At 53.3% G+C, this 15527-nt stretch carries 13 protein-coding genes; 2 read left to right on the forward strand and 11 right to left on the reverse strand.

Annotated features, from left to right (window positions below; all coding sequences use genetic code 11):
- Nucleotides 1-2 precede the first annotated feature (2 nt).
- The 9 genes from L103DPR2_RS10215 to rpsB all read right to left on the reverse strand — a co-directional run bounded on the left by L103DPR2_RS10215 (nucleotide 3) and on the right by rpsB (nucleotide 9289).
- Nucleotides 3-521, reverse strand: a complete 519-nt coding sequence (locus L103DPR2_RS10215) for an OmpH family outer membrane protein (RefSeq protein WP_055360998.1) — start codon at nucleotides 519-521, stop codon at nucleotides 3-5.
- A complete protein-coding gene (gene bamA / locus L103DPR2_RS10220) occupies nucleotides 521-2821 on the reverse strand; it encodes an outer membrane protein assembly factor BamA (RefSeq protein ID WP_082466786.1) in 2301 nt (766 codons plus the stop codon). Before bamA ends, L103DPR2_RS10215 begins: the two co-directional genes overlap by 1 nt.
- Before the next feature lie 9 nt (nucleotides 2822-2830).
- Nucleotides 2831-3946: a M50 family metallopeptidase gene (locus tag L103DPR2_RS10225; RefSeq protein WP_055360999.1), complete on the reverse strand. Its 1116-nt coding sequence runs from the start codon at nucleotides 3944-3946 to the stop codon at nucleotides 2831-2833.
- Between the two features lie 25 nt (nucleotides 3947-3971).
- Complete coding sequence (ispC, locus tag L103DPR2_RS10230; RefSeq protein ID WP_055361000.1) at nucleotides 3972-5165, reverse strand: 1-deoxy-D-xylulose-5-phosphate reductoisomerase; 1194 nt, start codon at nucleotides 5163-5165, stop codon at nucleotides 3972-3974.
- A 14-nt stretch (nucleotides 5166-5179) separates the two neighbouring features.
- Nucleotides 5180-6034 carry a phosphatidate cytidylyltransferase gene (locus tag L103DPR2_RS10235; protein ID WP_055361001.1) on the reverse strand — a complete coding sequence of 285 codons (855 nt, stop codon included), beginning with the start codon at nucleotides 6032-6034 and terminating at the stop codon, nucleotides 5180-5182.
- 62 nt (nucleotides 6035-6096) lie between these two features.
- A complete protein-coding gene (gene frr / locus L103DPR2_RS10240) occupies nucleotides 6097-6657 on the reverse strand; it encodes a ribosome recycling factor (RefSeq protein WP_055361002.1) in 561 nt (186 codons plus the stop codon).
- 48 nt (nucleotides 6658-6705) lie between these two features.
- The gene (pyrH, locus tag L103DPR2_RS10245; RefSeq protein ID WP_055361003.1) at nucleotides 6706-7428 is read right to left on the reverse strand and encodes a UMP kinase; all 723 of its coding nucleotides are present in this window, start codon (nucleotides 7426-7428) and stop codon (nucleotides 6706-6708) included.
- 94 nt (nucleotides 7429-7522) lie between these two features.
- On the reverse strand, nucleotides 7523-8416 hold the full coding sequence (gene tsf, locus L103DPR2_RS10250) for a translation elongation factor Ts (protein WP_055361004.1): 894 nt from the start codon (nucleotides 8414-8416) through the stop codon (nucleotides 7523-7525).
- A 120-nt stretch (nucleotides 8417-8536) separates the two neighbouring features.
- Nucleotides 8537-9289 (reverse strand): 30S ribosomal protein S2, encoded by a 753-nt coding sequence (gene rpsB, locus L103DPR2_RS10255; protein ID WP_055361005.1) that lies wholly within the window; start codon nucleotides 9287-9289, stop codon nucleotides 8537-8539.
- 210 nt (nucleotides 9290-9499) lie between these two features.
- Here rpsB and L103DPR2_RS10260 point away from each other — a divergent pair, with 210 nt between their 5' ends.
- Nucleotides 9500-10855: an amidase gene (locus L103DPR2_RS10260; protein WP_055361006.1), complete on the forward strand. Its 1356-nt coding sequence runs from the start codon at nucleotides 9500-9502 to the stop codon at nucleotides 10853-10855.
- The gene (locus L103DPR2_RS10265) at nucleotides 10852-12408 is read left to right on the forward strand and encodes a bifunctional ADP-dependent NAD(P)H-hydrate dehydratase/NAD(P)H-hydrate epimerase (protein ID WP_055361007.1); all 1557 of its coding nucleotides are present in this window, start codon (nucleotides 10852-10854) and stop codon (nucleotides 12406-12408) included. Before L103DPR2_RS10260 ends, L103DPR2_RS10265 begins: the two co-directional genes overlap by 4 nt.
- On the opposite strand, the gene L103DPR2_RS10270 is transcribed toward L103DPR2_RS10265, so the two are convergent.
- The gene (locus tag L103DPR2_RS10270; RefSeq protein ID WP_055361008.1) at nucleotides 12377-13141 is read right to left on the reverse strand and encodes an SDR family oxidoreductase; all 765 of its coding nucleotides are present in this window, start codon (nucleotides 13139-13141) and stop codon (nucleotides 12377-12379) included. The two genes, L103DPR2_RS10265 and L103DPR2_RS10270, sit on opposite strands and share 32 nt — an antisense overlap.
- 61 nt (nucleotides 13142-13202) lie before the next feature.
- A complete protein-coding gene (rnr, locus tag L103DPR2_RS10275; RefSeq protein ID WP_055361009.1) occupies nucleotides 13203-15521 on the reverse strand; it encodes a ribonuclease R in 2319 nt (772 codons plus the stop codon).
- Nucleotides 15522-15527: the final 6 nt, after the last annotated feature.

The raw sequence follows: 15527 nt of genomic DNA on the forward strand, positions 1-15527 counted from the left end.
AATTACTTGCCAGCGGTTGCGTTGAGTGACTTGATGACTTTGTCAGTGATGTCGTGCTTGGGATTGATGTAAACGGCCTCTTGAAAAATCACATCGTATTTTTCTGCTTCGGCAACTTGCTTTACAGCGCGGTTAGCGCGTTCAATCACAACTTGCTGCTCTTCGTTCTTGCGCGTGTTCAAGTCTTCTTGGAACTCACGACGCTTGCGCTGGAACTCTCGGTCTTGGTCCATCAACTGTTTTTGGCGCGTGTTGCGCTGCGTTTCGGACAAAGTGGGGGCTTCGCGCTCAAACTTGTCTGAAGCTGTTTTGATGGTGTTGCCCAAATCCACCAAGTCTTTTTCGCGCTTGGCAAATTCTTGCTCCAACTTGGCTTGGGCATTTTTGGCCGTGCTGGCTTCGCGGAAAATGCGATCGGTGTTCACAAAACCAATTTTGAATTCCTGTGCGCTGGCGGCAGTGGCGCCCAAAGCGCCGAGAGCCAACAAACAGACTTGTGAGAAATGGCGAAGTGTTTTCATTAAAAAGAAGTTCCAATTTGGAATTGCAATCTCTGGATTTTATCCGTAACCTGGCGTCGCATTGGCATGGCATAGGAAAAGCGCAGAGGACCCATGGGCGAAATCCAGCTCAAGCCAACGCCGTAGGAGGATCTGAGCTCGGAAAGGCTGATTTTTTCATTCTCGCCAAAGGCTCGGCCGACGTCGGTAAAGGCAAATAATCTCAAAGTACGGTCGTTGCCAGCACCAGGGAATGGTGCCAACAATTCTGCATTCATGACAATTTTCTTGGGTCCGCCCAAATACAAGCTGTTGGTGCTGTCCGAAGGTCCCAATGTTGATTGCTGGAAGCCACGGACACTGCCCAAGCCACCTACAAAGTAGTTTTTAAACAAGGGATAAGGTCTGTTGGACAGCCCTTGACCCCAGCCCAAATCGGCATTGAGTGCTAAAGTATACTTTTTAGTCAGCGGCGTGTACTGCTGAATTTGATAATTGGTTCGTACATAACGGGCATCGCCTGCCATGCTCAAATCAGAATTGAATCGCTGCAACATGCCACGCGTTGGCACCAAAGCACTGTCTCGGCCATCCCTTGCCCAACCAACGGTCAATGGCAAGGAATTGCTGGTGTAGCCAAACTGCTGCATGTATTCCACATAGGCATTGGGCAAGTTGGTTCCTGGACGAATGGACGTCTGCTCTAGGTTTGCGCCAAAGTACACGGTGTCAATTTCACTGAACGGCACACCGAAGCGCATGCCAGCGCCAGAACTGACCAAACTGTAGGCGTTCAAATCGCCCAAGTAAGGTCGCGTGGTGCGGTGAAAAACGTCAATGGTTCTTGATATACCTTCAGGCGTGTAGTACGGGTCGGTGGTACTGATCACAATGGTTCGGTTGTACTTGCTGGTATTGATCTCTGTGGCCAAATAATTACCAGATCCAAACGCATTTTCTTGGCGAATACCGAAGCTCAAAGCCACTTTTTCGGTGGAGGAAAAGCCGGCACCCAGCGTCACACTGCCCGTGGGTTTCTCGACCACATTGATGGTCAAATCAACTTGATCGGTGGTGGCCGGCACCTCTTGTGTGTCAATGTTGACTTCGGTGAAAAAGCCCAAGCGGTCGACACGGTCGCGCGACAACTTGATTTTGTCACCGTCGTACCAAGCCGACTCCAATTGACGGAACTCTCGGCGAATGACTTCATCGCGTGTGCGGTTGTTGCCTGCCACATTGATGCGGCGCACATATGCACGGCGTGAAGGCTCTGCCTGCAAGACGAAACTGACACGGTTGTTGAGTCGATCGATTTCAGGACGCACATCAACGCGTGCAAATGCAAAACCAAACTTACCGAAATAATCGGTAAAGGCTTTGGTGGTTTCAGCCACTGTTTCTGCGTTGTAGGGCTGACCCAATCCAATTTTGACCAGAGCCTTGAACTCATCGTCCTTGCCTAAGTAGTTGCCTTCAAGCTTCACGCCAGACACGACAAAACGCTCACCTTCAGTGACGTTGATGGCAATGGAGATGTCTTGCTTGTCAGGCGAAATGGCGACCTGCGTCGAGTCGATGCGAAATTCTAAAAACCCGCGGCTTAAATAATAAGAGCGCAAGGTTTCCAAATCGGCATTGAGCTTGGTGCGTGAGTAACGGTCTGATTTGGTGTACCAACTCAGCCACCCTCCGACATCCAAATTGAACTGGTCTTTCAGCGTGTCTTCCGTGAAAGCTTGGTTGCCTGTGATGCGAATTTCTTTGATCTTGGAAGGTCCACCTTCCGTCACTGTGAAGGTGAGCTTGACGCGATTGCGCTCTACAGGGGTGACCGTGGTGACAACCTCAGCGCCGTACAAACTGCGAGTAATGTACTGACGCTTGAGTTCTTGTTCGGCTTTGTCTGCAAGTGCTTTGTCAAAGGGACGACCTTCAGAAATGCCCACTTCTTTCAGCGCTTTGACCAACACGTCTTTGTCAAACTCTTTGAGGCCCACCCACTCGACTTCAGAAATAGAGGGACGCTCTTCCACAATGACCACCAGCACATCGCCTTGTGCATCGAGACGCACATCTTTGAACAACCCCAAAGCAAACAAGGCGCGAATGGCAGCCGCACCAGACTCATCGTTGTAAAGATCGCCAACACGAAAAGGCAACGAGGCGAAAACGGTACCAGACTCAATGCGCTGCAAACCTTCGACGCGAATGTCTTTCAATTTGAAGGGCTCAATGGCCCAAGCGGACATGCTGCCAAGTGCCGCTGCAATGAGGACACACAAAGGCTGCAAGCGAAACTGTTGAGGGAGAAAGTTCATGCGTTTGAATTAAGTAAAGAGTCGTGTCAGGTCATTGAAAAACGCCAAGCTCATGACGCCAATCAATAAAGCCAAACCCACTTTCTGCAAACCCCGCTGCCAAGCAACGGAAACCGGCTTGCCGGTGAGTGACTCCCAAAGATAATACATCAGGTGACCCCCGTCCAACATGGGCAAAGGCAGGAGATTGAGCAAACCCAAACTGACACTGATCAGGGCCAAAAAGCTCACATAAGAAGGCCACCCCCTTTGAGCCGACTGCCCAGCCTGCTCGGCGATGGTTAAAGGACCGCTGAGATGCTTCGAAGAGGCCTCTCCGATGAGCATTTGACCGATCATTTGGCCCGTCATTTGCGTAATTTGAGCAACTTGCCCAAAACCTTGTACCCAGCCCTCCCAAAAACCAGCTTTGACCCATTCTGTGTCGGAGGGAACGCCGACAACCGCCCCAATTCGTTTGACCGCACTGGCTTCAGGCTGACCAGGCAATGCCTTCAGCACGGGTTTGACGGCCAAGGACAGGCGCTGCCCCTGTCGGTCAATTTCCCAGATTGCGTCTTGGATTGAGCCTTTCTCGGTTTCTTTGACGTCATCCTGCGGGTCAGCGTCCCCTCGAATCAAAGCCCTTAGATGTTGGGCATCCTTGACCTCTTGCAAACCCACCTTCAAGACGCGATCACCCGCCTGCAAACCGGCCAAATCGGCGGGAGCACCTGCCTCAACTCGGCCGATGATGGGCAGAATTTTGGGGTGACCCCACCAAGCCAACGCACTGAACAAGACAACGGCCAACAATAAATTGGCCAATGGCCCGGCCGCCACGATGCATGCCCGCGCCTTGACGCTCTGACGATCAAAGGCCAAGGCAAGTTGTGAAGAAGGCACATCACCCTCTCTGCTGTCCAACATCTGAACGAAACCACCCAAGGGCAAGGCGCCAATTCGAAATTCTGTGTTTTGACCTGGCTTCTGATTTTGGGGACGCCAGCGGTAAAGGGTGTGGCCAAAGCCTATTGAGAAAACCAGTACAGGCACACCAAAGGCCACCGCCATGCGGTAATGGCCATATTCATGCACTGCAATGAGCAGTGTCAGTGCAAACAAAAAAGCTAAAAGCGTGAGCACGAGCGCCGTAAATTCAAAAAGATTTTCAGGCTACACCGATGCGGCCAACCAGCTCGACGGCTTGCGCACGGCTGAGCGCATCTAGCGCTAAAAGGTCACTCAAGCTTTGGGGCGATGAGGGCACCACCTTGGCCAATGTTTCCATGTTGACTTGGTGGATTTGATCAAACCTGATTTGCTTGTTGAGAAATGCCTCTACCGCAATTTCATTGGCTGCATTGAGGACAGCGCAGGTGCCCGGAGCAGCCTTCAAAGATTGCCATGCCAATTTCAAACCCGGAAAGCGTGCTTCGTGGCCATGGTCATCAATGGCTTCAAAGGTCATTGGCTTGAGGTTGTGAAAATCCAAACCTTGCGCACCTGATGTGATGCGCTCTGGCCAACTGAGGCCATAGGCAATGGGAACGCGCATGTCGGGTGTGCCCAATTGCGCCACCACGGACGTGTCTTTGTACTTCACCATCGAATGAATGATGCTTTGGGGATGAATCACCACATTCAATTGCTCGGGCGCTACACCAAACAAATAGCGCGCCTCGATCACTTCGAGTGCCTTGTTCATCATGGTGGCAGAGTCGACCGATATTTTGCGACCCATCACCCAGTTGGGGTGGGCACAAGCTTCTTCTGGTGTGACATCGCGCAGGCTTGAGACATCCCTGGTTCTGAAGGGACCACCCGACGCAGTCAGAATAATTTGCTCAATCCGATCGGCCCAGGTTGAAGGATTTTCGGGCAAGGACTGAAAGACGGCAGAGTGCTCGCTGTCAATGGGCAACAAAACAGCATCGCCTTTTTTGACGGCGCTCAAGAAAACTTCACCCCCCACCACCAACGCCTCTTTGTTGGCCAGCAACAGACGCTTGCCTGCGTTTGCTGCAGCCAAGCAGGGAGACAAACCTGCAGCGCCCACAATGGCGGCCATGACGGCATGGACATCTGGATGCGAAGCCACCGTGTCCAGCGCTTGCGCACCCCACAAAACTTCAACAGACAAACCTTCGGCCTTGACGCGGTCTGCAAGCAAGCGACCCGCGCTTTCTTGCGCCATCACGGCATAGCGCGGTTTGTATTGAACGCATTGCGCAAGGATGGCATCTACTTGAACAGAAGCTGTCAGCGCAAAAACCTGGTATCGATCAAGATGACGTGACAACACATCTAAAGTGTTGGCGCCAATCGAACCGGTAGAACCCAAGATGGTGATGTTTTGTTTCATAACGCGAGTGCAGTTTATGCAGTTGGCCAGTGAAGCAACATGAGGGCAATGGGCAAGCTAGGCAGCAAGGCATCCAAGCGGTCGAGGACACCACCATGGCCAGGCAATAAATTGGAACTGTCTTTCACACCGGCACTGCGCTTGACCAGAGACTCAACAAGATCACCCACCACACTCATGGTGGTGATGAAAATCAAACTGAGTGCCCACAAGAAAACACCGTGCGTCATCATGTGTGTGAACAAGCTGGTACCCGGCCATTGATAGGTTTGCTCAAGTTGCATCCACACCCACGCCAGCACAAATACACCCAACAAACCACCGATGGCGCCTTCCCAACTTTTGCCAGGGCTGACCGTCGGGGCCAATTTGCGATGGATGATGCGTCCCCCTAAAGCTTTGCCGCAGAAATATGCGAACACATCCGCAGCCCACACCACACAAAAAATAGACAAAAGCAATTGAACACTGGCTGTGCGGGCTTGCGCCATGGCGAGCCAAGCTAACCAAAGCATGAACAGCCCCAGAAGCCAACGCAAATCGCGATGCCACAAGGCCCAACCTTGAACACCCCGCTGAAGCATCCAAGCCGTTAAGCCGACCCAACTGGCACCCGCCATCCACCATACCCACGCATCCGTGCTGGTGGTCCAACCGGCCCACCATGCAAAAACGCACAGGTCAACACAGATGACGCCCGAGAGAATGGCCTGGCGACTGGACATGCCATTCATGTTGCCCCACTCCCAAGCGCCAGCCCCAATCATGAGGATGGACAGAAGCAAAAAAGGCTGAGGTGAGTCGGCAAACAAGGCTGGCAACAAAACGGCCAGCAAGGCCAAAGCAGTGATGATGCGTTGCTTGAGCATCGAATCAACCGATGATCTTGAGAGATGGGATGATTCGATGCATCGGAACAGTTATCAAGGCCTTAAACGGCCATGATCTCTTGTTCTTTGCCTGTGACCAATTGGTCGATTTCGGCAATGTGCTTGTCGGTGACTTTTTGCACTTCGGCTTCTGAGCGTTTTTGTTCGTCTTCAGAAGCCAGCTTGTCTTTGACCAACTTTTTCACGGATTCGTTGGCGTCGCGGCGCAAATTGCGCACAGCAATTTTGGCGTTTTCGCCTTCGGTGCGAACCAACTTGGTCATTTCCTTGCGACGCTCTTCGCTCATGGGCGGCATAGGTACACGAATCAAATCACCCATGGCGGCAGGATTCAAACCCAAATCGCTTTCGCGAATGGCTTTTTCAATCTTGGCGCCCATGTTTTTTTCCCAGGGCTGAACACTGATGGTGCGCGAGTCAATCAAAGACACGTTGGCCACTTGGGACAAAGGCACCATAGAGCCGTAGTAATCCACTTGGATGGTGTCCAAAATTGCGGGATTGGCACGGCCTGTGCGAATTTTGGTGAGGTTGTTTTTGAAAGCCGCAATGGACTGGTCCATTTTGGTTTGCGTGGTTTTCTTGATGTCTTCTAAGCTCATGAGATTCTCCGGGGCCAAATGAAGCTGGTTCAGTGGCGGGTACAAGAATTAGGCATACACCAAAGTGCCCTCGTCTTCGCCCATGACCACTCGCTTGAGGGCCCCATGCTTGAAAATCGAAAACACTTTGACAGGTAATTTTTGGTCACGGCACAGTGCAAACGCTGTTGCGTCCATGATGCCGAGGTTTTGAGAGATGGCTTCGTCAAACGAAAGCTTGCTGTAACGCGTGGCAGCAGCGTCTTTTTTCGGATCAGCCGTGTAAACACCGTCTACTTTGGTGGCCTTGAGGACCAACTCCGCACCAATTTCTGCGCCGCGCAATGCTGCAGCTGTGTCGGTGGTAAAAAATGGATTGCCAGTGCCTGCGGCAAAAATGACCACCTTGCCTTCTTCAAGATATTGAAGGGCTTTGGGACGGACATAGGGCTCGACGACCTGCTCAATGGCGATGGCCGACATGACGCGCGCAGTGAGGCCCGCTTTGTCCATGGTGTCGGCCAAGGCCAACGCGTTCATGACGGTGGCCAACATGCCCATGTAATCCGCAGTGGCACGGTCCATACCGACAGAGCCACCGGCCACACCCCTGAAGATGTTGCCGCCGCCGATCACCACAGCGACCTGGACACCCAGGCGCGTGACGTCTGCAATTTCTTCAACCATGCGCACAATGGTGGCGCGGTTGATACCAAACTGATCATCACCCATCAACGCCTCGCCGGACAGCTTGAGCAAAATACGCTTATGGGCTGGTTTGGCGATGGTCATGACGGGCTCCTCATAAAGACAGAATTAAGTTTAGCGTTGAATCGCCCTTTCGGGCGACCCTGTTTACCCGGGTTTTAACCCTGATAGCGGCAGATTAACCTGCGTTTTGAGCAGCAGCCACTTGAGCAGCCACTTCAGCAGCAAAGTCGTCGACCTTCTTCTCAATGCCCTCGCCCACCACGTACAAAGTGAAGGCTTTGACTTGGGTGGCTTCGGCTTTGAGCATTTGCTCAACAGTTTGCTTGTCGTTTTTCACGAAAGTTTGGTTGTTCAAAGACACTTCTTTCAGATACTTCTGAACGGAACCTTCGATCATTTTGGCTGCGATGTCGGCAGGCTTGCCAGACTCGGCAGCCTTGGCTGTTGCCACTGAACGCTCTTTTTCGATCAGGTCAGCAGGGACATCGTTGCTGGTCAAAGCCACTGGCTTCATAGCGGCAACGTGCATGGCAACGTCTTTGGCGGCTGTGTCTTTACCTTCGTACTCGACCAACACACCAATGCGGGTGCCGTGCAAGTAGGTTGCAATTTGGGCGCCACCGGCCACGCGCTTGAAGCGACGGAAGCTCATGTTCTCGCCGATCTTGCCGATCAGGCCTTTGCGAACTTCTTCCAATGTAGGACCGAAGCCGTCTTGACTGTAAGGCAACTCGCCCAAAGCAGCCACATCGGCTGGATTGTGCAATGCGGCCAACTTGGCAGCGGCATTGGCCAAGGCCAAGAAGCTGTCGTTTTTGGTCACGAAGTCGGTTTCGCAGTTGACTTCAAGCATGGCGCCCGTGTTGCCTTCTGTGTAGGCAACGATCACGCCTTCGGCGGTCACGCGGGAAGCGGCCTTGCCAGCTTTTGTACCCAATTTAACGCGCAACAACTCTTCTGCTTTGGCCATGTCGCCTTCGGCTTCGGTCAAAGCTTTTTTGCATTCCATCATGGGGGCATCGGTTTTAGCGCGCAGTTCAGCGACCATGCTTGCGGTAATAGCAGCCATTTGATTTCTCCGTTTCGTCTTCGAATTAAGGTTCGAACTAAATAAAAATTGATAAAAACTCAGTGAGACTCAGGTTAAAAAAAAGGGGCAAGAAGCCCCTTTTCTCTGGTTGAGAGGGCATTAAGCAGAAGCTTCTTGCACTTCAATAAATTCGTCTGCGCCTTCAGCAGCCACAGCATTCACCACGTCTTGAACGGCGTTTGCACGGCCTTCAATGATCGCGTCGGCAATGCCACGAGCGTACAAAGTAACGGCTTTAGAAGAGTCGTCGTTACCTGGGATGATGTAGTCGATGCCTTCAGGTGAGTGGTTGGAGTCCACCACGCCGATCAATGGAATGCCCAATTTCTTGGCTTCCAAAATGGCAATCTTGTGGTAACCCACGTCGATCACGAAAATCGCGTCAGGCAATGTGGCCATGTCTTGAATGCCACCGATGTCTTTTTCAAGCTTCTCGATTTCACGCTTGAACATGAGTTGTTCTTTTTTGCTCAAAGAGTCGAGGCCGACTTCTTGTTGAGCTTTCATGTCCTTCAAGCGCTTGATGGAAGTCTTGACGGTTTTGAAGTTCGTGAGCATGCCGCCCAACCAGCGTTGGTCAACGTAAGGAACGCCAGCGCGCTGAGCTTCAGCAGCCACGGTTTCACGGGCTTGACGCTTTGTACCCACCATGAGGACGGTACCGCGGTTTGCAGAGAGTTGTTTGACGAACTTCAATGCGTCTTGGAACATCGGCAGCGATTTTTCCAAGTTGATGATGTGGATTTTGTTGCGGTGACCGAAGATGAAGGGGGACATCTTGGGGTTCCAGAAGCGAGTTTGGTGACCAAAGTGGACACCGGCTTCCAGCATTTCGCGCATGGTAACGGACATATTGTTTCTCCGAAGGTTGGGTCTAAAATCCGGCTCACACATCGGTTGTTTGTGAAAACCCTGAAAGGGCCTTGAGCAAACAGCCAACACCTTGAAGGAGCCGGTTTGCGATTTACTTGCAGGGAAATTCCTGCTAAGCCTGTCGAGTATAGCATCCCAAAACCCACTTTTTCTAGCCCCTTCACACTCTTTACACACCCTCCCCACGCCATGCGCCCAGACCTGATTGCCACCCTAGAAGCCATCTCAGCTCAAAAGACCACGCCACTGACTGAATGGGAAAAAAGCCAAGCCTTGGCTCAAAGTTCTGCATGTGACAAAGTATTTTTGACGCTAGAGACAAGCCCCATTCCAGCGCTTTTGCAGGAACCCAGCGTGGTCAATGCCCCACTCAAAGGCTTGGCTTTCTCGGTCAAAGACCTGTTTGATGTGGCGGGCAGCCCTACTTTGGCGGGCTCCACGGTCCTCCAAGGCACGCCAGCGGCACCATTTGACTGCCCTGCTGTGGCACGGATGAACCACGCGGGGGGCGCTTTTTTAGGCCGCACCAACATGGTGGAGTTTGCCTTTTCTGGCATTGGCAACAATCCCCATTTCGGCACACCAGCCGCTTGGGACGCCATTTCAGACAAGCCTGTCCTGAGTAACGGTCAAGGTCATGTGCCAGGCGGCTCGTCATCAGGCGCCGCAGTTTCTGTGGCCACTGGCGCCGCCTTCATTGGTTTGGGCTCTGACACGGGCGGCTCCATTCGCATACCTGCTGCTTTGAATGGCATTGTGGGTTTTAAAAATACAGCCCGATTGGTGCCCACTGCGGGCGCCGTTCCTTTGTCAACCACCATGGACACTGCCTGCGCAATGACGCGCAGTGTGCGAGATGCTGTGTTGGCGCATGAAATCTTGGCATCCCGCAAAGTAGCCCGGGCTTCCCGAGGACTCTCCAGCTATCGTTTGGCCGTTCCCACCAGCCTCATGCTGGACGGCATGACAGCCGGCGTGCAAAAAGCTTGGGAACGAAGCTTGCAAAAGTTGTCTCAAGCGGGTGCTCAAATTGTTGAAATTCCTCTGCTTGAAATCAAAGAGTTGGCTGGGCTTTTGGCCACGGGCGGTTTCAGTGCGGCAGAGAGCTACACCTGGCACAGACACTTGCTGGCCCAAGGCGAAGCGCAGTACGACCCCCGTGTGGCTGCGCGAATTCTGAAAGGCGCCAACATGAAGGCCTTCGAATACTTGGATTTGCAAGCAGGCCGTGCGACCTGGATTGCACGCATGCAAGCGGCACTCCACGGTGTCGATGCAGCGCTCTCCCCAACTGTCCCCATCGAAGGCCCCACATTGGCCAGTGTGGCACCCGGCGCCCAACGGGACGACGCATTTTTTGCCGCCAACGGCTTGTTGCTGCGCAACACCAGCGTGGTCAACATGCTCGATGGTTGCGCCTTGTCACTGCCCATGCACCATGCCGGCGAATTGCCAACCAGTTTGATGGTGTGGCAAGGCCCCATGAAAGACGATGATGTGCTGAACATTTCATTGGCGATTGAAAGCGCATTGAGGACGGCTTGAAAAAACTCAACTGGCAAGAACCGCTGGCATTGTTCGATGTGGCGCAAACACGCCAGCTTGAAAACTTGGCCATATCAAGGATTGGCAGCGGTCCCAGTTTGATGGCACAAGCGGGCTTGTCGGTGGCCAAGTTGGCCATGGCCATCAAGCCGTGCGCGCCCTGCTTTTGGATTTTTTGTGGTCCCGGCAACAACGGTGGCGACGGCTTGGAAGCAGCCACCCATTTGCACCAATGGGGGCAACAAGTTCGAGTCGTGCTTTGGCAGCCTTCAGCAAAGCGACCGTCAGATGCAACGCTGGCCTTAGGCAAAGTCAAAGCATTGGGCATTTCCATTCAAGCAACACGGCCAGCACAGGGTGATGTCAGTCATCATGACTTGTGCATCGATGCCATGCTGGGCATTGGCTTGCGTTCAAGCACAACGGAGGCACATGAGGCCGCCACGTTAGAAGCCGAGCAAGCATTGCATTCTTGGATACACAGCATCTACCAATTGGGCGCAGATGTTTTGGCTGTCGACACGCCCTCGGGATTGAATGCCAACACAGGTCAGTTTCAAAACACGAAGGTGGTGCCGCAAGACATTCAAGCGCAACACACCTTGCAGCTTCTGACCGCAAAACCAGGTTGCATGACAGCACATGGCAGAGATGCATGCGGCACGCTTTGGCTCGACACTTTGGGCTGCGAAGATTTGCAGCAAAGCCTCAACCCCGCAGCCCAATTGAACAGCCGTTTGCAAACGCCTGTGAAGCGGCAACACGCCAGCCACAAAGGCAGCTTCGGAGACGTGACTGTGATTGGCGGTGAAGCAGTTGACGTACGCGGCATGGGCATGACGGGTGCAGTCGATCTGGCCGCCTCCGCCGCACTGCATGCGGGCGCTGGCCGCGTGATGGCTTGTTATTTGACGGACGATCTCAAGTCAAACCAAGCAAGGCCATGTTTGGCAGAAATCATGCAGCGCGAATTTTCCGCATTGAAGTTGCATTCAGGCGTGATTGTGTGCGGCTGCGGTGGCGGTGCCACTGTGCGCAAAGTGTTGCCGCAAGTTCTGCAGCAAAGCATGCACTTGGTTCTGGATGCCGATGCTTTGAATGCCATTTCACAAGACCCTTGGCTGCGTGAACTGCTGCGTCAACGCGCTACGCAAAACAAGCACACTGTGATCACACCTCACCCACTTGAAGCCGCTCGCTTGCTAAGCTCAGACAGTGGCTCGGTTCAATACGATCGGCTGAGTGCGGCGCAAACGCTGGCCCATGATCTGAAGTGCACCGTGGTGCTGAAAGGCTCTGGCACTGTGATCGCCAAATCAGGTGAAGTACCTGTTGTCAACTTCACAGGCAATGCGCGCCTGGCAACTGGCGGCACAGGCGATGTATTGGCAGGCCTACTGGGCGCGCGCATAGCCCAAGGCCTGAGCGAATTTGAAGCCGCTTGCGCGGCCGTGTTTGAACACGGCCTGGTAGCCGATGAAATAAATTTGCCCACCCTCACAGCAGGCAAACTGGCAGCGCTTATCCGCGGCCCGCAAATGGCATCTTGGTAGCCATCACGGTGTGAAACATCACGTTGGCTTCCAATGGCAAGCTGGCCATGTACACCACGGAAGTACCTACCAAAGCCACATCCATCAAGGGCTCTGCTTTGATTTCCAAATTGGCTTGTGGCACACCTTTGGCCATCTTCATGGCCATGGGGGTTGCAGCGTTGCCCACATCAATTTGACCCACAGCGATGTCGTACTGACGTCCGTCGAGTGAAGCGGTTTTGGTGAGGCCAGATACGGCATGCTTGGTGGAGGTGTAGGCAATGGAGAACGGGCGTGGTGTGGTGGCCGAGATCGAACCATTGTTGATGATGCGACCGCCCATGGGCTTCTGGTCTTTCATCACACGGAAAGCCTCACGAATGCACAAGAACATGCCGGTCAGGTTGGTGTCGACCACCCCTTTCCACATGTCCAAACTCAGTTCATGAATTGGGATGGCCGGTGTGCTCACGCCCGCGTTGTTGAACAGCAAATCGACACGGCCAAATGCTTTCACGCATTGCGCAAACAAATTGGCCACAGAGTCTTCTTGCGTGACATCGGTCGGAACTGCCAACACTTGGTAATTGGCGTTGAGCGCTTTGGCTTCTGCCGCCACCTCTTCCAAGTTGGCCAATCGACGACCCGCCAAAACGACGGACCAGCCGTCTTTCAGCAAAGCCAACGCCGTTGCTTTGCCAATGCCAGAACCAGCGCCTGTCACGATGGCAATTTTTGAAGCGTGTGTCATGAATTCTGTCTCCTGCTTGAATGTTGAATTGGAAAATGGGATGGGACTCGAAGGCCTAGCTTCAGCGACGACTCTTTCGCGATTGACTGGACTTCTTAGCGCCCGACGACTTGGATGGCGCCCCTTTGGGACTGACCTTGCCATGCCGGGTACTGGGTTTGCCGCCTTCCGCTTGGCGGGCATTGAAAGGACGCGACTTGGATTTAGCACCCTCTGCGCCCCCCATTGAACCCCGCGTGTTGCCGTTGTCATTGCGACTGGCACCTTGTTTGCCAGGACCTTTGTCACGCATCTGACGAACACTGAATTCTTCAGCCGGATTCACCAAACGGAAGTCAATTTTTCGTCCGTCTAAGTCGACGCGACTGACTTGAATTTGAACGCGAGTACCAATGGCATATCGAATGCCAGTTCGCTCGCCTCGCAATTCTTGTCGTGCTTCGTCAAAACGGAAATACTCGCCGCCTAACTCGGTGATGTGAACCAAGCCTTCAACGTACAAATTGTCCAAGGTCACAAAAATTCCGAAGCTGGTGGCCGAAGTGACCACGCCTGAATATTCTTCGCCCAAATGCTCGCGCATGTATTTGCATTTAAGCCAAGCCTCTACATCGCGGCTGGCTTCATCGGCGCGGCGCTCGTTGGCACTGCAATGCAGACCTGCGGCTTCCCAAGCTTGTTGTTCGGCAGGCGACATTTTGATGCGCGGCGCGTCATCCATTTGTGCGCCAGCCTTGTTTTTCTGCAAGCGCTTGGCGAGCTTGGCATGGGCCTCTCCGGGCAATGGCAATGCTGGCAGCTGATACTTCTTGTGCGCCAAGATGGCCTTGATGACACGGTGCACCAGCAAGTCGGGGTAGCGACGAATGGGGCTGGTGAAGTGCGTGTAAGCCTCATAGGCCAAGCCAAAGTGACCACTGTTGATGGGCGTGTAGATGGCTTGCTGCATGGAGCGCAGCAGCATGGTGTGAATTTGCTGGGCATCGGGCCGGTCTTTGGTGGCCTGTGCAATGTGCTGAAACTCGCTGGGTTTGGGCTCATCACTCACGGTGTAAGGCAAGCCCAATGACTTCAAGTAATTGCGCAACAAATCTTTCTTCTCGGGCGTTGGGCCTTCGTGCACACGGAACAAGCCGGGATGCTTGCTGCTTTGAATGAAATCGGCGCTGCAGACATTGGCTGCCAACATAGCCTCTTCAATCAGGCGGTGTGCTTCAGTGCGAACACGCGGTACGATTTTTTCGATGCGGCCGTTGTCGTCACAAATAATTTGCGTTTCGGTGGTTTCAAAATCGACTGCACCACGAACAGCACGTGATGACAACAGCGCACGGTACACATCGTGCAAGTTGAGCAAATCGTTGACACGTGCTTTGCGCTTGATGGCTTCCGGGCCACGTGTGTTGGCCAAAATGGCGGCCACTTCGGTGTACGTAAAGCGCGCATGGCTGTACATCACGGCAGGATAAAACTGGTACGCGTGAATCTCGCCTTTGGCCGTGATCAACATGTCGCAGACCATGCACAAGCGCTCTACTTCGGGGTTCAGTGAACACAAACCATTGGAGAGTTTTTCCGGCAACATCGGAATGACACGGCGCGGAAAGTAAACGCTGGTTGCACGGTCGTAAGCGTCGATGTCGATGGCACTGCCTGTTTCAACATAATTGCTGACGTCGGCAATGGCCACCAACAAGCGCCAGCCTTTTGCTTTGCCAATCTTGGCGGGTTCGCAATACACCGCATCGTCAAAATCGCGAGCGTCTTCACCGTCGATGGTGACCAACGGAATGTCAGTAAGGTCGATGCGATCTTTGGAATCTTGAGGGCGAACCTTGTCGGGTAGCTCGCGCGCCAAATTCAAACATGCGGCAGAGAACTCGTGCGGCACGCTGTACTTGCGAACAGCAATGTCGATTTCCATGCCTGGGTCGTCAATCTCTCCCAGCACTTCTTTGACGCGTCCAACCGGTTGACCAAACAAAGCAGGTGGCTCCGTCAATTCAACCACCACCACCTGCCCAGGTTTACCTGCGCCAATGCCTACTTTGGGAATCAGAATGTCTTGGCCATAGCGCTTGTCTTCAGGGGCCACAATCCAAATGCCGCCTTCATTGAGCAAGCGGCCGATGATGGGCTGAGCGGGACGCTCCAAAATTTCAACGACACGACCTTCAGGTCTGCCTTTTCGGTCTTGTCGGACGATGCGAACTTTGACGCGGTCTTTGTGCAACACGGCACGCATTTCGTTGGGCGACAAGAAAATATCGCCATCACCATCGTCACGAATGAGAAAGCCATGTCCATCGCGGTGGCCTTGCACACTGCCTTCGATCTCATCGAGCAGTCCTGAGGGGTGGCTAATTTTTTTGATATACAATCCTTT

This window comes from Limnohabitans sp. 103DPR2 (assembly GCF_001412575.1).
In the GTDB taxonomy this organism is placed as follows: Bacteria; Pseudomonadota; Gammaproteobacteria; order Burkholderiales; family Burkholderiaceae_C; genus Limnohabitans_A.